The organism is Streptosporangium sp. NBC_01810 (assembly GCF_035917355.1).
Lineage (GTDB): Bacteria > Actinomycetota > Actinomycetes > Streptosporangiales > Streptosporangiaceae > Streptosporangium.
In genome coordinates this window covers 5,969,063-5,988,327 of sequence record NZ_CP109070.1, presented here as the reverse complement: position 1 = coordinate 5,988,327, position 19,265 = coordinate 5,969,063, and the positions used below count along the sequence as shown (strand labels likewise).

At 66.1% G+C, this 19,265-nt stretch carries 15 protein-coding genes and 1 tRNA gene; 15 read left to right on the top strand and 1 reads right to left on the bottom strand.

Annotated elements, in window-relative coordinates:
* Positions 1–5: 5 nt before the first annotated feature.
* Entirely contained in the window at positions 6–1,211 is a 1,206-nt protein-coding gene (locus OIE13_RS26500; RefSeq protein ID WP_326828869.1) for a pyridoxal phosphate-dependent aminotransferase, read from the bottom strand.
* 246 nt (positions 1,212–1,457) lie between these two features.
* Between OIE13_RS26500 and OIE13_RS26495 the strand changes: the two genes are divergently transcribed.
* The 15 genes from OIE13_RS26495 (at position 1,458) to fusA (ending at position 19,179) form a co-directional block, all read left to right on the top strand.
* Positions 1,458–1,530, top strand: a tRNA-Trp gene (locus OIE13_RS26495).
* A gap of 75 nt (positions 1,531–1,605) precedes the next feature.
* A complete protein-coding gene (secE, locus tag OIE13_RS26490) occupies positions 1,606–1,854 on the top strand; it encodes a preprotein translocase subunit SecE (RefSeq protein ID WP_037972396.1) in 249 nt (82 codons plus the stop codon).
* A 72-nt stretch (positions 1,855–1,926) separates the two neighbouring features.
* Positions 1,927–2,715, top strand: coding sequence for a transcription termination/antitermination protein NusG (nusG, locus tag OIE13_RS26485; protein ID WP_326635495.1), 789 nt, complete (start codon positions 1,927–1,929; stop codon positions 2,713–2,715).
* Positions 2,716–2,861: 146 nt separating this feature from the next.
* Positions 2,862–3,293, top strand: a complete 432-nt coding sequence (rplK, locus tag OIE13_RS26480; protein ID WP_326635497.1) for a 50S ribosomal protein L11 — start codon at positions 2,862–2,864, stop codon at positions 3,291–3,293.
* Between the two features lie 177 nt (positions 3,294–3,470).
* Entirely contained in the window at positions 3,471–4,184 is a 714-nt protein-coding gene (gene rplA, locus OIE13_RS26475) for a 50S ribosomal protein L1 (RefSeq protein WP_326635499.1), read from the top strand.
* A gap of 143 nt (positions 4,185–4,327) precedes the next feature.
* Positions 4,328–5,158 (top strand): LppX_LprAFG lipoprotein, encoded by an 831-nt coding sequence (locus tag OIE13_RS26470; RefSeq protein WP_326635501.1) that lies wholly within the window; start codon positions 4,328–4,330, stop codon positions 5,156–5,158.
* A gap of 324 nt (positions 5,159–5,482) precedes the next feature.
* Entirely contained in the window at positions 5,483–6,007 is a 525-nt protein-coding gene (gene rplJ, locus OIE13_RS26465; RefSeq protein WP_030923995.1) for a 50S ribosomal protein L10, read from the top strand.
* A gap of 82 nt (positions 6,008–6,089) precedes the next feature.
* Positions 6,090–6,479, top strand: coding sequence for a 50S ribosomal protein L7/L12 (gene rplL / locus OIE13_RS26460; protein ID WP_326635504.1), 390 nt, complete (start codon positions 6,090–6,092; stop codon positions 6,477–6,479).
* Positions 6,480–6,792: 313 nt separating this feature from the next.
* On the top strand, positions 6,793–7,311 hold the full coding sequence (locus OIE13_RS26455) for a hypothetical protein (protein ID WP_326635506.1): 519 nt from the start codon (positions 6,793–6,795) through the stop codon (positions 7,309–7,311).
* Positions 7,308–7,832 carry a hypothetical protein gene (locus OIE13_RS26450; protein ID WP_326635508.1) on the top strand — a complete coding sequence of 175 codons (525 nt, stop codon included), beginning with the start codon at positions 7,308–7,310 and terminating at the stop codon, positions 7,830–7,832. Before OIE13_RS26455 ends, OIE13_RS26450 begins: the two co-directional genes overlap by 4 nt.
* A gap of 443 nt (positions 7,833–8,275) precedes the next feature.
* Positions 8,276–11,743, top strand: coding sequence for a DNA-directed RNA polymerase subunit beta (rpoB, locus tag OIE13_RS26445; protein WP_326635510.1), 3,468 nt, complete (start codon positions 8,276–8,278; stop codon positions 11,741–11,743).
* Positions 11,744–11,769: 26 nt separating this feature from the next.
* On the top strand, positions 11,770–15,657 hold the full coding sequence (locus tag OIE13_RS26440; protein WP_326635512.1) for a DNA-directed RNA polymerase subunit beta': 3,888 nt from the start codon (positions 11,770–11,772) through the stop codon (positions 15,655–15,657).
* A gap of 541 nt (positions 15,658–16,198) precedes the next feature.
* Positions 16,199–16,570: a 30S ribosomal protein S12 gene (rpsL, locus tag OIE13_RS26435; protein ID WP_012887826.1), complete on the top strand. Its 372-nt coding sequence runs from the start codon at positions 16,199–16,201 to the stop codon at positions 16,568–16,570.
* Between the two features lie 2 nt (positions 16,571–16,572).
* Positions 16,573–17,043: a 30S ribosomal protein S7 gene (gene rpsG / locus OIE13_RS26430; protein ID WP_012887827.1), complete on the top strand. Its 471-nt coding sequence runs from the start codon at positions 16,573–16,575 to the stop codon at positions 17,041–17,043.
* A gap of 87 nt (positions 17,044–17,130) precedes the next feature.
* Entirely contained in the window at positions 17,131–19,179 is a 2,049-nt protein-coding gene (fusA, locus tag OIE13_RS26425) for an elongation factor G (RefSeq protein WP_442811733.1), read from the top strand.
* The last annotated feature ends 86 nt before the right edge of the window (positions 19,180–19,265 follow it).

Genomic DNA, 19,265 nt, shown 5'->3' with positions numbered 1-19,265 from the left:
GACGCTCAGCGGGCCTGGCCGAGGAACTTGACGATGCGGCTCACACCCTCGACCAGGTCGTCGTCGCCGAGCGCGTAGGACAGGCGGAAGTAACCCGGGGTGCCGAACGCCTCACCGGGGACGACCGCCACCTCGGCCTCCTCCAGGATGAGCTCGGCCAGCTCGGCGGAGGTCGCCGGACGGCGGCCGTCGAAGTCCTTGCCCAGCAGCTCCTTGACCGACGGGTAGGCGTAGAAGGCTCCCTTCGGCTCGGGGCAGAACACGCCCGGAATCTCGTTGAGCATCCGGAGCATGGTCTGGCGGCGGCGGTCGAAGGCCTCACGCATCTGGGCCACGGCCGACAGGTCGCCGCTGACGGCGGCCAGCGCGGCGATCTGGGCGACGTTGGAGACGTTGGAGGTGGCGTGCGACTGCAGGTTGGTCGCGGCCTTGACGACGTCCTTGGGGCCGATCAGCCAGCCCACCCGCCAGCCGGTCATCGCGTAGGTCTTGGCGACGCCGTTGAGGACCACGACCTTGTCGCCCAGCTCGGGGACCACGGTGGCGATGCTCGCGAACGTCGCGTCGCCGTAGGTCAGGTGCTCGTAGATCTCGTCCGTGACGACCCACAGGTCGTGCTCGACGGCCCAGCGGCCGATCTGGGCGACCTGCTCGGGGGAGTACACCGCGCCGGTCGGGTTGGACGGGGAGACGAACAGCAGGACCTTGGTCCGGTCGGTGCGCGCCGCCTCCAGCTGCTCCACGCTCGCCAGGTAGCCGGTGGTCTCATCGGTCACCACGTCGACCTGGACGCCGCCGGCCAGCTTGATCGCCTCGGGGTAGGTGGTCCAGTAGGGGGCGACGACCAGCACCTCGTCACCCGGGTCGAGCAGCGTGGCGAACGCCTCGTAGACGGCCTGCTTGCCGCCGTTGGTGACCAGGACCTGGGCCGCGTCGACCCGGTAGCCGGAATCGCGGAGCGTCTTGTCGGCGATGGCCTGCTTCAGCTCGGGAAGGCCGCCGGCCGGCGTGTACTTGTGGAACCTGGGGTTCCGGCACGCCTCGACGGCGGCCTCGACGATGTAGCCGGGGGTGGCGAAGTCCGGCTCGCCGGCGCCGAAGCCGATGACCGGGTGGCCTGCCGCCTTCATCGCCTTGGCCTTGGCGTCCACGGCGAGCGTGGCGGACTCGGAGATCGCGGAGATGCGGGTTGAGATGCGAGGACGGGTCATACCTCCATGGTTACAGACCTGTGCCGCTGTTCCCGCCGGGTATCCATCATGCGGACGGCCCCTCCCGGAGGTCGCACGCGCGCGTGGAGGAATTCGCTGAGCTGGGCGATCATCCTCCGGTTCGACGTGGTGAGCAATCACACGTAGACTCCGGCATGTTCTTTCCGCCGCATGCGTGAACCGGCGGTCAAGACCGTGAGCCGCGGACAAACTTCGGTCCAACCGATGTATGGTGGTTCATGTCTTAGGGCACTAGCGCAATTGGTAGCGCACCGGTCTCCAAAACCGGCGGTTGGGGGTTCGAGTCCCTCGTGCCCTGCGAGGAGCGGTCCGCGCATCTGGCGTCTAGCGCGCCGCTGATATGCGTTGGACTCGATGGATTCAGGTGAGGACTGTGGCGATCGACACGCGCGGCGAAACCGCAGACAAGCCGAGCGGTGAGAAGAAGGCGAAGCGCACTTCTCCCGCCCTTTTCTATCGGCAGGTTGTCGCCGAGTTGCGTAAGGTCATCTGGCCTACGCGCAAAGACCTCATTTCGTACACCATCATCGTCCTGGTCTTCGTTCTGATCATGGTCGGGATCGTGTCGGCTTTGGACGCGCTGTTCACCGAGGGCGTGCTGAGAATCTTCGGCGGAGCCTGAGCCGCGGTCTCCGGCGGGCGGGCCGCCCTAGGGACGAGTCCATCAGCCATCGACGAAAAGAGAAAGAGCACCGTGTCCGAGTCTGCACAGTCGGCCGGCGAGCCCCGCGAAGAGCGCGAGGAGGAGCTGGAGAAGGCCGTGGACGTCACCGAGGATTCGCTTGACGAGTCCGCCGGGCAGGATGTCGACGCCGAAACCGACGCCGACGCCGAAACCGAGGCCGAGCAGGCCCCGACCGGCGCCGTCGACGAAGACGGTGACGTCCTTCCCGACGTCGACCCGGTCGAGGAGTTCAAGCGGCACCTGCGGGGTCTGTACGGCGAGTGGTACGTCATCCACTCCTACGCCGGCTACGAGAACCGCGTGAAGTCCAACATCGAGACCCGCACGCAGTCCCTCAACATGGAGGACTACATCTTCCAGGTCGAGGTGCCCACCCACCACGTGACCGAGATCAAGAGCGGCAAGCGCCAGCTGGTCAAGGAGCGGGTGCTGCCCGGTTATGTGCTGGTCCGGATGGAGCTCACCGACGAGTCCTGGTCCGCGGTGCGTAACACGCCCGGCGTGACCGGCTTTGTCGGCCTTTCTAACAAGCCGAGCCCGCTGAGCCTCGAAGAGGTCGCCAAGCTGCTCGCGCCGGAGCCGTCGGAAGAGGTCAAGAAGTCGACCGCGAAGGCCTCCGCCGCGACCGTCGACTTCGAGATCGGTGAGTCCGTCACCGTCATGGACGGCCCGTTCGCCACGCTGCCCGCCACGGTCAGCGAGATCAGCGCCGAGTCGCAGAAGCTCAAGGTGCTCGTGTCGATCTTCGGTCGCGAGACCCCGGTCGAGCTCTCGTTCAACCAGGTCTCGAAGATCTAGGCCGGTCGCGTAGACTTCGTCAGTCTGCCCCGCGGTCGCGGGGATGTTCCGTCCATCACGCCGGTCAAGTGCAGTTGCCGTGGTGGGCCCCGTGGTCACGGGGTTTTCAGGAACACCGTTCAGAGAAGAAGGACCCGGAGAGAAGCATGCCTCCTAAGAAGAAATTCGCCGCGCTGGTCAAGGTTCAGCTCCCCGCCGGCCAGGCCACGCCCGCGCCGCCGGTCGGTACCGCCCTCGGTCCGCACGGCGTCAACATCATGGACTTCGTGAAGCAGTACAACGCTGCCACCGAGGCTCAGCGCGGCAACATCATCCCCGTTGAGATCACCATCTACGAGGACCGCAGCTTCACCTTCGTCACGAAGACGCCTCCGGCGCCCGAGCTGATCAAGAAGGCCGCCGGTGTCGCGAAGGGTTCGGCCGTCCCGCAGAAGGACAAGGTCGGCAAGCTCACCAAGGAGCAGCTGCGCCAGATCGCCGAGACCAAGATGCAGGACCTCAACGCCAACGACATCGAGGCGGCCGAGAAGATCATCGCCGGCACCGCCCGGTCGATGGGTATCACGATCGCCGACTAGTCACACCCGCCGTACGGACCCGGCGGCGATCTCACGGCGGTGAACCGCATCCGCGAGATCGAACAGGGGCCGGCGGCGAACGCGATCTCGATCGCGTCAGACCACCAAACGTCGAAGTAAGTGGAGGGGCCGGCGCAGGCCCGTACCACGGACACTCGGATCCACAGGAGTGAGCAAGTGAAGCGCAGCAAGGGATTCCGCGCCGCAGCGGCGCAGGTCGACCGCGAGACCCTGTACAGCCCGGCCCAGGCGGCCAAGCTGGCCAAGGAGACCAACGTCGCCAAGTTCGACGCCACCGTCGAGGTGGCTCTGCGGCTGGGTGTCGACCCCCGCAAGGCCGACCAGATGGTCCGCGGCACCGTCAACCTCCCGCACGGCACCGGCAAGACCGCCCGGGTCCTGGTCTTCGCGACCGGTGACCGTGCCGAGGAGGCCCGCGCCGCGGGTGCCGACATCGTCGGTGCCGACGAGCTGATCGACGAGGTCGCCAAGGGCCGCCTCGACTTCGACGCCGTCGTCGCCACCCCGGACCTCATGGGCAAGGTCGGTCGCCTGGGCCGCGTGCTCGGCCCGCGTGGCCTGATGCCGAACCCCAAGACCGGCACCGTGACCCCGGCCGTCGGCAAAGCCGTCACCGACATCAAGGGCGGCAAGATCGAGTTCCGTGTCGACCGGCACGCGAACCTGCACTTCATCATCGGCAAGGTGTCCTTCGGCGAGCGCCAGCTCATCGAGAACTACGCCGCCGCCCTCGAAGAGGTGATCCGTCTCAAGCCGTCCGCGGCCAAGGGACGCTACGTCAAGAAGGTCGTCTTCTCCACGTCCATGGGCCCCGGCATCCAGGTCGACCCCAACCAGACGCGGGCGCTGACCGCCGAGCTCGACGCCTGATAGCAGACGTTTTTCGCGGAGGGCCTCAACCGAATGGCCATTCGGTTGAGGCCCTTCTTCGTTCTTCCGAAGGAAGCGCCCGGCTTTTCCGACGCGTAGTGTCGTAGTCAGGATCATCGGGGGAACGAAAGGATGAAGACGAAATGCGCCGATTGGCTCCGGCAGTGGCACTGGGAGCGGCCGCGCTCGTCGCGGTCGCGGGATGCGGTGCACAGGGCACCGGCTCCCTCGGAAACGTCAAACTCGCCGCGGCCGACGCGGTGCAGCAGAGCGCGCAGAAGGCCGAGGAGGTCACCTCCTACTCCGCGGACCTGGTTCTCGACGCGAGTGGCGGCGAGAAGGGCGCGAGCAAGATCCAGGGCAGCATGCTCTACCAGAGCAAGCCCCAGCTGGCGACGGACATCAAGCTCGACACGGTCACCTTCGGCGGCCAGAACGTGCCCGGCGGGGCGCGGGCCATCCTGTCGGGTGAGACGGTCTATGTGAAGTCCGAGCTTCTGGGCAGGTTCGCCGGCGTCACCAAGCCATGGGTCAAGGTGTCGCTCAGCGAGCTCGACACCAAGGGGCAGGCCGGGGTCAGGGAGTTCATGGACCAGGCCCGGCAGTTCGACCTGGCCGGCACCGTCAAGCTGCTGACCGCCTCGAAGGACGTCAAGGCGGTCGGCACCGAGACGGTCGGCGGGGTCGACACGACCCACTACAGCGGCACCTTCCCGGTGGCCGAGGCCGCACAGCTGCTCGACCCGGCCAAGCGCGAGAACCTCCAGGAGGAGTTCTCACGGGTCAAGAACGTGAAGTTCGACCTCTGGGCCGACGCCCAGAGTCTGCCCCGCAAGGTCACGCTCGGTGGTTCCGAGCGGGATGTGACGTTCAACCTGACGGCGTTCTTCAAGGGCTTCAACGAGCCCGTCGAGATCACCGCGCCGCCCGCCGACCAGGTGGGCGACCTGCCCGAGCAGCGCGGCGGAAACTGAGGTTTCCCCGAGATCCGCACCCCCCGCCCGCACGGGCGGGGGGTGCGAGCCTTTTTCTCACCGGCGGGGGCGACGGGACCGGTTTCCGGGTCTGATTTGGCATTCGCGGGCGGTAGGCCGTACGCTGTCAACGCCGAAGACCGCCGGTCGTCGTCAGGTCGCATGGCCTGATGACCTAAGGATCCACGTCAGTGGACGGCCCGCGTAGGTGTGATGTGAGTTTTCATCTGGATTAACCTCCTCATGTGAGCCCCGTGCGCCTGCGCCGGGGCTTGTCTGTTTTTCATGGGCCTTTACCCCGGCGGCACATCTGGAAGGAGGCCCATGGCGAAGGCAGAAAAGGCAACGGCTGTCGCTGAGCTGAAGAGCAGCTTCGACGGCTCCAATGCTGCCGTTCTGACCGAATACCGCGGTCTCACCGTCGCCCAGCTCAAGCAGCTGCGCGTTTCTCTCGGTGAGAATGCGAAGTTCGCCGTGGTGAAGAACACGCTGACCAAGATCGCGGCCACTGAGGCCGGGTTCAACCAGCTCAACGACCTGCTCGCGGGTCCGTCGGCGATCGCGTTCGTCAACGGCGACGTGGTCGAGGCTGCCAAGAGTCTGCGTGACTTCGCCAAGGCCAATCCCCTCCTGGTCATCAAGGGCGGTGTCGTCGACGGCAGGTCGATGACGCCGGACGAGATCACCAAGCTTGCCGACCTCGAGTCGCGTGAGGTTCTCCTCGCGAAGCTGGCCGGTGCCATGAAGGCGAAGCAGGGCCACGCGGCCGCCGTCTTCAACGCGCTGCCCACCAACATGGCTCAGCTGGCCGAGGCACTGCGCGCCAAGCGCGAAGGCGCCGGCGAGTAGGTCCGCGCAGGCGGTCACAGGGGATTAACGCAACCGCGGTCCCAACTTTCCTTAGTAGTCAGATCCGTATGGAGGAACCATCATGGCGAAGCTCAGCACCGACGAGCTGCTCGACGCTTTCAAGGAGATGACTCTCCTTGAGCTGTCCGACTTCGTGAAGCTCTTCGAGGAGACCTTCGACGTCAAGGCCGCCGCCCCGGTCGCCGTCGCCGCCGCTGCCGCCCCCGGTGCGGCCGCTGCCGAAGAGGTCGAGGAGCAGGACGAGTTCGACGTCGTCCTCGAGGCCGCCGGCGAAAAGAAGATCCAGGTCATCAAGGAGATCCGCGCCCTGACGAGCCTGGGCCTCAAGGAGGCCAAGGACCTCGTTGACGGCGCTCCCAAGTCCGTCTTCGACGGCAAGGTCAACAAGGAGCAGGCCGAGAAGGCCAAGGCCGCCCTTGAGGGTGCCGGCGCGAAGGTCACCGTCAAGTAGTTCGTCTTACCGGAAAGAGCGGGTCCACCTGGTGCCGGTGGCCCGCTCTTTTTGTGTGCCCTCTGTTGGATGCGATGTCTTATAAGCGTGGCACAACGATCGAAGGAAGCCGGCGGGCGGGTAGCGGGCGCCCTGTCGCCCACCGCGCGGGACGGAGCTCTGGGGGAAATGGCCCGGGGCAGGTGCGCGAAGGCCGTTATGCGGATCTGTGCGGCGGGTTATGATCCGGCGATCGGGGAGCATACCGTCCCGGTGGCGGGAAAGCCGCGCTCACCGGCTCGCGTTCCGCGGACCGTGCGATGGGAGAGAACGCATGGCAGTGCACGCCGCCCGCCCCCGTCGTCCCCGTCGCACGCTCAGGGTCGCCGGACCGGTGCTGGGGTTGCTGATCGCGATGCTGCTCGCAGCCGCGTTCTGGGTCGGTGTCGACCTGCGCGACGCCCAGGCGGCGGCGGACGACAGGCAGGCGGCGATGCGGGCGGCGGGAGCGCACGCCGTGCATCTGCTCTCCGTCGGATACCGGAGCGCCGACGCCGACATCGAGCGAATCCTCGACGGCTCCACGGGTGAGGCCAGGGCCGAGTACGTCAGGACCGCCGCGGAGCGCAGGGAGGGCACGATCAAGGAAAAGATCCTCCGTGCGGGCGCGCTGCGCGCCCTGGCGCTGGTCTCGCTGAGAGGGAACACGGCCCAGGTGATGGTGGTGGGTGACGAGGTGATCCGGTGGGACGGGAGTAAGAATGCTCCACGGGAGCAGTTCCACCGGTGGAACATGGAGGTTACCGAGGTCGGGGGAGCCTGGCTCGTGTCCAAGGCGGAGCTGGTGCCGTGACGCGCGCCTCCCGGTTGGCGGTCGGGCTCATGGTGGTCGTGGCGCTCGCGCTCGCGGCGGTGATCTGGATCATGTTCACGGATCTGAGCAGGCTGCGCGCGGACGAGAGGGCGGGACAGGAGGCGCTCGCCACGGCCCGGTCGGTCGCCTCCGACATGCTGTCCTACGACTATCGTACGATCGAACAGGATTTCGCGAGAGCGAGCGGTTACACGACCGGGGCGCTCAGCCTGCACTACAGGCAGCTGGCCAGGGGCATGGCTTCGCAGGCCAGGAAGCAGAGGACCGTGCAGCAGGCGGCGGTGACCGGGGCCGGGGTGGAGTCGGTGGAGTCCGGTGACTCCGGCCGGGTTCAGGTGCTGCTGTTCATGAACATGAGCACTGTGAAGACCCTTCAGGGAGAGAAGGAACCGCGCCGGCAGGTCAGTCAGAACCGGGCCAGGTTCATCATGGTCAAGAAGGACTCTCGCTGGCTCGTCGCCGAACTCTCCACACTGCTCGGAGATCCTCCGCCACCATGATCGGCGCGCCGCTTCATTCAATTGTTAGTAAAGCTTTGGTTTGGGATGGGTTCGCGGTTGGGTACACCTGCCACGGCAGCGTCGATCGTCAGTCGAACCATCGGCTGGCGTTCGAACCACCATGTGACTCAGTGTCAGCAACGCCAGGTCGGACATCGTGTTGGATCCTGGGGTGTGCGCAGGTCACCGGGTGGGAAAACTCCCAGGGTCTCGGCTATTTCCCGGTCGAAATGTCAGCTCCCGGGCTTGACGTTTCGGCTCCGACGGGCGATGCTGCGACCAACGTGGAGCTTGCAGTGAGACTGAGGTGGACAGGTGTGTGCCGTTCGGCTACACTGCCCCTTTGCGCTGCCCTTTGACGACCCGCTTCTTTTGGTGCTCTGATGCATGGTCGTCTGGCGTGCGTGTAGTCAGTCCGCCGCGAGCCCTCGGAAGGACATCTGTTGGCAGCCTCGCGCAACGCCTTCGCCGTACCCGCCGGTCCCCGTCGTGTGTCTTTCGCACGAATTCAGGAGCCGCTCGAAGTTCCTGACCTTCTCGCTCTTCAGACCGAGTCCTTCGACTGGTTGCTCGGCAACGAGAAGTGGAAGGGGCGGGTCGAGGCGGCTCGCCAGGCCGGGCGCAAGGACGTTCCGGCCCAGTCGGGTCTCGAAGAGATCTTCGAGGAGATCAGTCCTATCGAGGACTTCTCCGGGACCATGTCCCTGTCGTTCCGCGACCACCGGTTCGAGCCGCCCAAGTACTCAGTCGATGAGTGCAAAGACAAGGACATGACCTACTCCGCCCCGATGTTCGTCACGGCGGAGTTCATCAATAACACCACTGGTGAGATCAAGAGCCAGACCGTGTTCATGGGCGACTTCCCGCTCATGACCGGCAAGGGCACATTCATCATCAACGGCACCGAGCGTGTCGTCGTCTCCCAGCTGGTCCGGTCCCCGGGCGTCTACTTCGACCGCAGCGTCGACAAGACCTCCGACAAGGACCTCTACGGATGCAAGGTGATTCCCTCCCGGGGCGCCTGGCTAGAGTTCGAGATCGACAAGCGTGACAGCGTCGGTGTCCGCATCGACCGCAAGCGCAAGCAGGCCGTCACCGTCCTGCTCAAGGCACTCGGCTGGACCAGCGAGCAGATCCTTGAGCGTTTCGGGCAGTACGAGTCCATGCGGGCGACCCTGGAGAAGGACCATACGGCCGGCCAGGACGACGCCCTGCTGGACATCTACCGCAAGCTGCGCCCGGGTGAGCCGCCGACCAAGGAGTCGGCGCAGACCCTGCTGGAGAACCTGTACTTCAACTCCAAGCGCTACGACCTCGCCAAGGTCGGCCGTTACAAGATCAACAAGAAGCTCGGGGTCGACAGCGAGATCACCCAGGGCACGCTCACCGAGGACGACATCGTCGCCACCATCGAGTACATCGTCCGGCTGCACGCCGGCGAGGTGTCGATGCCCGGCGCCAACGGTGAGATCGTCGTCGAGACCGACGACATCGACCACTTCGGCAACCGCCGTCTCCGTACGGTGGGCGAGCTCATCCAGAACCAGGTCCGCCTGGGCCTGGCCCGCATGGAGCGCGTCGTGCGCGAGCGGATGACGACCCAGGACGTCGAGGCGATCACGCCGCAGACCCTGATCAACATCCGCCCGGTGGTGGCGTCGATCAAGGAGTTCTTCGGCACCTCCCAGCTGTCGCAGTTCATGGACCAGACCAACCCCCTCGCCGGTCTGACGCACAAGCGTCGTCTGTCCGCGCTGGGTCCCGGTGGTCTGTCCCGTGAGCGGGCCGGCTTCGAGGTCCGTGACGTCCACCCCTCGCACTACGGCCGCATGTGCCCGATCGAGACGCCGGAAGGACCGAACATCGGTCTGATCGGCTCGCTGGCCTCCTTCGGCCGGGTCAACTCCTTCGGTTTCGTCGAGACCCCGTACCGCAAGGTCGTCGAAGGCCAGGTCACCGACCAGGTCGAGTACCTGACCGCGGACGAGGAGGACCGGTACGTCATCGCCCAGGCGAACACGCCGATCGGCCCCGACGGAACGTTCCTTGAGCCGCGGGTGCTCGTCCGCAGGAAGGGCGGGGAGTTCGAGTCCCTGCGCGCCAACGAGGTCGACTACATGGACGTCTCGGCACGCCAGATGGTGTCCGTGGCGACCGCGATGATCCCGTTCCTGGAGCACGACGACGCCAACCGCGCGCTCATGGGCTCCAACATGCAGCGCCAGTCGGTGCCGCTGCTCAAGAGCGAGGCGCCGCTGGTCGGCACCGGCATGGAATACCGTGCCGCGACCGACGCCGGCGACGTCATCACCGCCGAGAAGGCGGGCGTGGTCGAGGAGGTCTCCGCCGACTACGTCACGGTGATGAACGACGACGGCACCCGCACGACCTACCGCGTCGCCAAGTTCAAGCGTTCCAACCAGGGCACCTGCTTCAACCAGAAGCCGATCGTCGCCGAGGGCGACCGGATCGAGGTGAACCAGGTCGTCGCGGACGGTCCCTGCACCGACGACGGCGAGATGGCGCTGGGCAAGAACCTCCTCGTGGCGTTCATGCCGTGGGAGGGTCACAACTACGAGGACGCGATCATCCTCTCCCAGCGTCTGGTGCAGGACGACGTCCTGTCCTCGATCCACATCGAGGAGCACGAGGTCGACGCCCGTGACACCAAGCTGGGCCCCGAGGAGATCACCCGGGACATCCCGAACGTCTCCGAGGAGGTCCTGGCCGACCTCGACGAGCGCGGCATCATCCGCATCGGCGCCGAGGTCGTCCCCGGCGACATCCTCGTCGGCAAGGTCACTCCCAAGGGTGAGACCGAGCTGACCCCCGAGGAGCGCCTGCTCCGCGCGATCTTCGGTGAGAAGGCCCGCGAGGTCCGTGACACCTCTCTGAAGGTGCCGCACGGCGAGCAGGGCAAGGTCATCGGTGTCCGCGTGTTCAGCCGCGAGGAGGGCGACGAGCTCCCCCCAGGCGTCAACGAGCTGGTCCGCGTCTACGTGGCGCAGAAGCGTAAGATCACCGACGGTGACAAGCTGGCCGGTCGTCACGGCAACAAGGGCGTCATCTCCAAGATCCTCCCGGTCGAGGACATGCCGTTCCTTGAGGACGGCACGGCGGTCGACATCATCCTCAACCCGCTGGGCGTGCCCGGCCGGATGAACGTCGGCCAGGTCCTGGAGACCCACCTGGGCTGGATCGCCGCCAGAGGCTGGGACATCTCGGGCATCCAGGAGGCATGGGCCGAGCGGCTGCGTGACAAGGGCTTCGCAGAGGTCGACCCGCGCACCAACATGGCCACGCCGGTGTTCGACGGTGCCAACGAGGAAGAGATCATCGGTCTGCTCGACAACACCCTGGTCAACAGGGACGGCGGGCGCATGGTCGGCGCGAACGGGAAGGCCCAGCTGTTCGACGGCCGTTCCGGCGAGCCGTTCCCGCACCCGATCTCCGTCGGCTACATCTACATCCTGAAACTGCTCCACCTGGTCGACGACAAGATCCACGCTCGCTCTACCGGCCCGTACTCCATGATCACCCAGCAGCCGCTCGGCGGTAAGGCCCAGTTCGGTGGCCAGCGCTTCGGTGAGATGGAGGTCTGGGCGCTGGAGGCCTACGGTGCCGCCTACGCCCTGCAGGAGCTGCTGACCATCAAGTCCGACGACGTCCTCGGCCGGGTGAAGGTCTACGAGGCGATCGTCAAGGGCGAGAACATCCCCGAGCCGGGCATCCCGGAGTCGTTCAAGGTCCTCATCAAGGAAATGCAGTCGCTGTGCCTGAACGTCGAGGTGCTCTCCAGCGACGGCATGTCCATCGAGATGCGCGACACCGACGAAGACGTCTTCCGCGCCGCGGAAGAACTCGGCATCGACCTGTCCCGGCGTGAGCCGAGCAGTGTCGAAGAGGTCTGATCTAGAAGCTGAGGAGGGGATTACAAGTGCTCGACGTCAACTTCTTCGACGAGCTTCGGATCGGCCTCGCGACCGCCGACGACATCCGCCAGTGGTCGCACGGCGAGGTGAAGAAGCCCGAAACCATCAACTACCGGACGCTCAAGCCCGAGAAGGACGGACTCTTCTGCGAGAAGATCTTCGGTCCGACCCGCGACTGGGAGTGCTACTGCGGTAAGTACAAGCGCGTCCGCTTCAAGGGCATCATCTGTGAGCGCTGTGGCGTCGAGGTGACCCGCGCCAAGGTGCGTCGTGAGCGGATGGGCCACATCGAGCTGGCCGCGCCCGTCACGCACATCTGGTACTTCAAGGGTGTCCCGTCCCGTCTGGGATACCTGCTCGACCTGGCCCCGAAGGACCTCGAGAAGGTCATCTACTTCGCGGCCTACATGATCACGCACGTCGACAAGGAAATGCGCGAGCGTGACCTGCCGTCGCTGGAGGCGAAGATCTCCGTCGAGCGGCAGCACATCGAGCAGCGCCGTGACGCCGACATCGAGGCTCGCCAGCGCAAGCTGGAGACCGATCTGGCCGAGCTTGAGGCCGCAGGCGCCAAGGGCGACCAGCGCCGCAAGGTGCGTGAGGGCGCCGAGCGCGAGATGCGGCAGCTGCGTGACCGGGCCCAGCGCGAGCTGGACCGGCTGGACGAGGTCTGGAGCCGCTTCAAGAACCTCAAGGTTCAGGACCTTGAGGGCGACGAGCTGCTCTACCGCGAGATGCGCGACCGCTTCGGCCGTTACTTCCGCGGTGGCATGGGTGCCCAGGCCATCCAGGAGCGCCTGACCAACTTCGACCTCGCTCTTGAGGCCGAGAACCTGCGCGAGACGATCCGCAGCGGCAAGGGGCAGAAGAAGGCCCGCGCGCTCAAGCGTCTCAAGGTCGTGTCGGCGTTCCTGAACACCCGTAACTCGCCCAACGGGATGGTCCTCGACTGCATCCCGGTCATCCCGCCGGACCTGCGCCCCATGGTGCAGCTCGACGGTGGCCGGTTCGCCACCTCGGACCTGAACGACCTGTACCGCCGCGTGATCAACCGGAACAACCGACTCAAGCGGCTTCTCGACCTCGGCGCCCCCGAGATCATCGTGAACAACGAGAAGCGGATGCTCCAGGAGGCCGTCGACGCGCTGTTCGACAACGGCCGCCGCGGCCGCCCGGTCACCGGTCCCGGCAACCGCCCCCTGAAGTCCCTCAGCGACATGCTGAAGGGCAAGCAGGGTCGGTTCCGCCAGAACCTGCTGGGCAAGCGAGTCGACTACTCCGGCCGTTCGGTCATCGTCGTCGGCCCGCAGCTGAAGCTGCACCAGTGCGGTCTGCCCAAGCAGATGGCGCTGGAGCTCTTCAAGCCGTTCGTGATGAAGCGCCTGGTCGACCTGAACCACGCGCAGAACATCAAGTCGGCCAAGCGGATGGTCGAGCGCGCTCGCCCGGTCGTGTGGGATGTCCTCGAAGAGGTCATCACCGAGCACCCCGTGCTGCTCAACCGCGCGCCGACCCTGCACCGCCTGGGCATCCAGGCCTTCGAGCCGCAGCTGGTCGAGGGCAAGGCCATCCAGATCCACCCGCTCGTCTGCACCGCGTTCAACGCGGACTTCGACGGCGACCAGATGGCCGTGCACCTGCCGCTGTCCGCCGAGGCGCAGGCCGAGGCCCGCATCCTGATGCTGTCGACGAACAACATCCTGAAGCCGGCCGACGGTAAGCCCGTGACCATGCCCACCCAGGACATGATCATCGGTCTCTACTCGCTGACCACGCTCAAGGACGAGAACGAGAACGGTGTCGGGCGGGGACGGGTCTTCGGCTCGGTGTCGGAGGCGCTCATGGCCTTCGATCGCCGTGAACTCGACATCCAGTCGCTGATCCAGATCCGGATGCGGGGCGACGTCCCGCCGCCCCGCGGCTGGGCGGGCCCCGAGGGCTGGGAGGCCGGTGACGGCTACCGCCTGGAGACCACTCTGGGCCGGTGCCTGTTCAACCAGACCCTGCCGGCGAACTACCCGTACGTGAACTCGCAGGTCGGCAAGAAGCAGCTGTCGGTCATCGTCAACGAGCTCGCCGAGAAGTACCCCAAGGTCGAGGTCGCGGCCGCGCTCGACGCCCTCAAGGACGCCGGCTTCTACTGGGCGACCAGGGCCGGTGTGACGATCTCCATCGAGGACGTCATCGCGCCGCCGAACAAGTCCGAGATCATGGAGACGTACGAGCGCCGGGCCGACAAGGTCCAGCGTGAGTACGAGCGCGGTCTGATCACGGACGAGGAGCGTCGTCAGGAGCTCATCGAGATCTGGACGCACGCGACCAGCGACGTGACCGACGACATGCAGAAGGCGTTCCCGAAGACCAACCCGGTCTGGATGATGGTCCAGTCGGGCGCCCGAGGAAACCTGATGCAGGTCCGGCAGATCTCCGGCATCCGCGGTCTGGTGTCCAACACCAAGGGTGAGACGATCCCGCGCCCGATCAAGGCCTCGTTCCGCGAGGGCCTGTCGGTGCTGGAGTACTTCATCTCCACCCACGGCCAGCGGAAGGGTCTGGCGGACACCGCGCTGCGGACCGCCGACTCGGGTTACCTGACCCGTCGTCTGGTGGACGTCGCGCAGGACGTCATCGTCCGCGAGATCGACTGCGGCACCGACCGTGCCGTCCCGCTGCACGTCGCCGACCGCGACGCCCAGGGCAACCTGGTCAAGGCGGAGAACGCCGAGAGCAACGTGCACGGCCGCATCCTCGCCGAGGACGTGGAGGTGGACGGCAAGATCATCGTGCCCGTGGGCGTCGACATCAACGACATCCACGTCACCGCCCTGGTCGAGGCCGGAGTGGAGACCGTCAGGACCCGCAGCGCACTCGTCTGCGAGGCCAAGATCGGTGTCTGCGCCACCTGCTACGGCCGTTCGCTCGCGACCGGCAAGCTCGTGGACGTCGGCGAGGCGGTCGGTATCATCGCCGCCCAGTCGATCGGTGAGCCCGGCACCCAGCTGACGATGCGGACCTTCCACACCGGTGGTGTGGCGGGCGCCGACATCACCCACGGTCTGCCCCGTGTCCAGGAGCTCTTCGAGGCGCGCGTCCCCAAGGGCGTCGCCCCGATCAGCGAGGCCGAGGGCCGGGTCCGCGTCGACGAGACCGACAAGACCCGGAAGATCGTGATCGTCCCGGACGACGGTTCCGAGGAGGTCGCGTACCCGGTGTCGATGCGGTCGCGCATGCTCGTCTCCGACGGGCAGCGTGCCGGTGTCGGCCAGCAGCTGATCGCCGGTGCGGTCAACCCCAACGAGGTGCTGCGCATCCTCGGCCCCCGGGCCGTGCAGCTGCACCTGGTGGCCGAGGTCCAGCAGGTCTACCGCTCGCAGGGTGTGTCGATCCACGACAAGCACATCGAGATCATCGTGCGGCAGATGCTCAAGCGCGTGAACGTGCTCGAGTCCGGTGACGCCGACATGCTGCCCGGTGAGCTCGTCGAGCGGCCGCGCTTCGAGCGGATCAACCGCGAGTGCGTGGCGGAGGGCGGCACGCCGGCCTCCGGGCGTCCGGTGCTGATGGGTATCACCAAGGCCTCGCTCGCCACCGAGTCCTGGCTGTCCGCGGCGTCCTTCCAGGAGACGACCCGAGTGCTCACCGACGCGGCGATCCACGCCAAGTCGGACTCGCTGCTCGGCCTCAAGGAGAACGTCATCATCGGAAAGCTCATCCCGGCCGGTACCGGCATGCCCCAGTACCGCAACATCCGGGTCGAGCCCACCGAGGAGGCCAAGGCCGCGATGTACACGGTCGGCGGCTACGACGGTTCCGCGGCGGACTACACCTTCGGCTCGGGCTCCGGTGAGGCCGTGCCGCTGGAGGAGTACGACTTCGGTCAGTACAACCGCTGAGTGGTCACAGGCGGCGCCCGGTCCCCGGCAGGGGATCGGGCGCCGTCGCCTTTCCAGGGCGTTCTCGTCCCGAACCGGTGGGTGTGGCCCTTTCTTGACCGGAATGTTGCGGCGAAAGCCGTACGTTAATAAGGAGAACGGCCGGAGAAGTGCTCTGCGGCGGGTAAGCTCGACATGGACCCGGAAGCGGTCGGTCGGAAACCGGTCGTGGGAGTCATGACACGAATGCGGGCACCCACAGCGGTGCCTGGCCGGTGCGGCCGTTTTGACGTGTTGCGCTGGGCTGGGTAGTCTTGCCCTTCGTGCCCATGTCTTCGTGGGCCCTCATGCGTGTGCGTCGACAGGTTCCCGATGGGGAGTCGTCAGGGGCGCCGCATGGCCTCCTCCACCGGACCGGCTTTGATCGGGAAGTGGCGCGACAAGTGCGCGACACGCCCGACCGCGTGGGTCGGAGGGGATGAAAGAACCGCAGGTCATGACACCGGCAGCACCTGCAAAATGCACGACATTCGATTAACCGGCTAGCACGAACGGAGACGCGGTGCCCACGATTCAGCAGCTGGTCCGCAAGGGCCGCCAGGACAAGGTCACCAAGACCAAGACCCCGGCGCTCAAGGCCAGCCCTCAGCGACGCGGCACCTGCATGCGCGTTTACACCACGACCCCCAAGAAGCCGAACTCCGCCCTCCGCAAGGTCGCGCGTGTCCGGCTCACCAACGGCATCGAGGTCACGGCCTACATCCCCGGTGTTGGTCACAACCTCCAGGAGCACTCCATCGTGCTCGTCCGCGGTGGTCGTGTGAAGGACCTGCCGGGTGTTCGCTACAAGATCATCCGTGGTTCGCTCGACACCCAGGGTGTCCGTAACCGCAAGCAGGCCCGTAGCCGTTACGGCGCGAAGAAGGAGAAGTAGGAATGCCTCGCAAGGGTTCTCCTGGCCGTCGTCAGCTCATGGCTGACCCGGTTCACAACTCGCCCCTGGTCACCGCGCTCATCAACAAGGTGCTCCTGGACGGCAAGCGATCCATCGCTCAGTCCATCGTGTACGGCGCCCTCGAAGGTGCCAAGGAGAAGACCGGCAACGACCCGGTCGTCACCCTGAAGCGCGCGCTGGACAACGTCAAGCCCACCCTTGAGGTCCGCAGCCGCCGTGTCGGTGGCGCGACCTACCAGGTTCCGGTCGAGGTGCGCGCCGCGCGTAGCACCACCCTGGCCCTGCGTTGGCTGGTGCAGTACTCCCGCGCCCGCCGCGAGAAGACCATGACCGAGCGCCTCATGAACGAACTGCTCGATGCCAGCAACGGCCTCGGCGCAAGCGTCAAGAAGCGTGAGGACACCCACAAGATGGCCGAGTCCAACAAGGCCTTCGCCCACTACCGCTGGTAACAGCGGCTTCGACGAGACGACGAGGACGCGAGAGAAGTGGCCACCACGACCGCTCTTGACCTGGCCAAGGTCCGCAACATCGGGATCATGGCTCACATCGACGCGGGCAAGACCACGACGACTGAGCGCATCCTGTTCTACACCGGTATCAACTACAAGATCGGTGAGGTCCACGAGGGCGCAGCCACGATGGACTGGATGGAGCAGGAGCAGGAGCGTGGTATCACCATCACCTCCGCTGCCACGACCTGCGAGTGGCTTGGCCACACGATCAACATCATCGACACGCCGGGTCACGTGGACTTCACGATCGAGGTGGAGCGCTCGCTCCGCGTCCTCGACGGTGCCGTCGCCGTGTTCGACGGCGTTGCAGGCGTCGAACCCCAGTCCGAGACGGTGTGGCGTCAGGCCGACCGTTACGAAGTGCCCAGGATCTGCTTCGTCAACAAGCTGGACCGGGTCGGCGCGGAGTTCCACCGCTGCGTCGACATGATGGTCAGCCGTCTGAACGCGACCCCCGCCGTCGTCCAGCTTCCCTGGGGCGTCGAGGCCGACTTCAAGGGCGTCATCGACCTGGTCAAGATGAAGGGCCTGTACTGGGGCACCGAGACGGCCAAGGGCGAGATGTACGAGGTCGTGGACATCCCGGAGGAGTACTCCGAGGCTGCTCGCGAGTGGCGTGACAAGCTGGTCGAGACGGTCGCCGAGAACGACGACGAGCTGATGGAGCTCTTCCTGGAGGGCGTCGAGCCCACCGAGGAGCAGCTGGTCGCGGCCATCCGCCGAGCCACGCTGGCCAGCGCCATCAACCCGGTCCTGACCGGCACCGCGTTCAAGAACAAGGGCATTCAGCCCCTGCTCGACGCGATCGTCGCCTACCTTCCCGCCCCGACCGACATCCCGGCCTTCAAGGGCCACGCGGTCGGCAAGGAAGAGGAGATCATCGAGCGTCACGCGGACGTGAAGGAGCCGTTCTCCGCACTGGCCTTTAAGATCATGAGCGACCAGCACCTGGGCCGTCTCACCTACATCCGCATCTACTCGGGCACGCTCGAGACCGGCACCGCCGTGGTCAACTCGGTGAAGGGCCGCAAGGAGCGGATCGGCAAGATCTACCAGATGCACGCCAACAAGCGCGAGGAGCGCCCGTCGGCCGTCGCCGGTCAGATCGTCGCCGTCATGGGACTCAAGGACACCACCACCGGTGACACCCTGGCAGACCCGGCTCACCCCGTGGTGCTGGAGTCGATGAACTTCCCGGCGCCGGTCATCAGCGTCGCCATCGAGCCCAAGACCAAGGGCGACCAGGAGAAGCTGGGCACCGCGATCCAGCGTCTGGCCGAGGAGGACCCGTCCTTCCAGGTCCGTCGTGACGATGAGACCGGGCAGACGGTCATCTGGGGTATGGGCGAGCTCCACCTGGAGATCCTCGTCGACCGGATGCGCCGCGAGTTCAAGGTCGAGGCCAACATCGGCCGGCCTCAGGTGGCCTACCGGGAGACCATCCGCCGCAAGGTGGAGAAGGTCGACTACGTCCACAAGAAGCAGACCGGTGGTTCCGGCCAGTTCGCCAAGGTCATCATCGACATTGAGCCGCTGGGCGAGGGCAACGACGGTTACGAGTTCGCGAACAAGGTCTCCGGTGGCCGCATCCCGAGGGAGTACATCCCCTCGGTCGACGCGGGCGCCCAGGAGGCGGCCGAGTTCGGTGTTCTCGCCGGCTACCCCATGGTCGGGGTCAAGGTCACCCTGCAGGACGGTGCCTACCACGAGGTGGACTCGTCCGAAATGGCCTTCAAGATCGCTGGCTCGATGGCCTTCAAGGAGGCCGCGCGCAAGGCGGACGCCGTAATCCTGGAGCCGATGATGGCCGTCGAGGTCACCACGCCCGAGGACTACATGGGTGACGTCATCGGTGACCTCAACGGTCGCCGCGGGCAGATCCAGGCGATGGACGAGCGCTCCGGCGCCCGAATCGTCAAGGCGCTCGTGCCGCTCTCTGAGATGTTCGGCTACGTGGGAGACCTCCGTAGCAAGACGCAGGGACGCGCGAGCTACAGCATGCAGTTCGACTCCTACGCGGAAGTGCCCGCGCACATCGCCAAGGAGATCGTCGCGAAGGTGCGGGGCGAGTAAGTCCAGCACCCACTTTGGTTGCGGGTAGCGAGGAGATCGTCGCCCCGCCACCGGAGGGGTGCGGGGCGAGTAAGTCCAGCACCCAC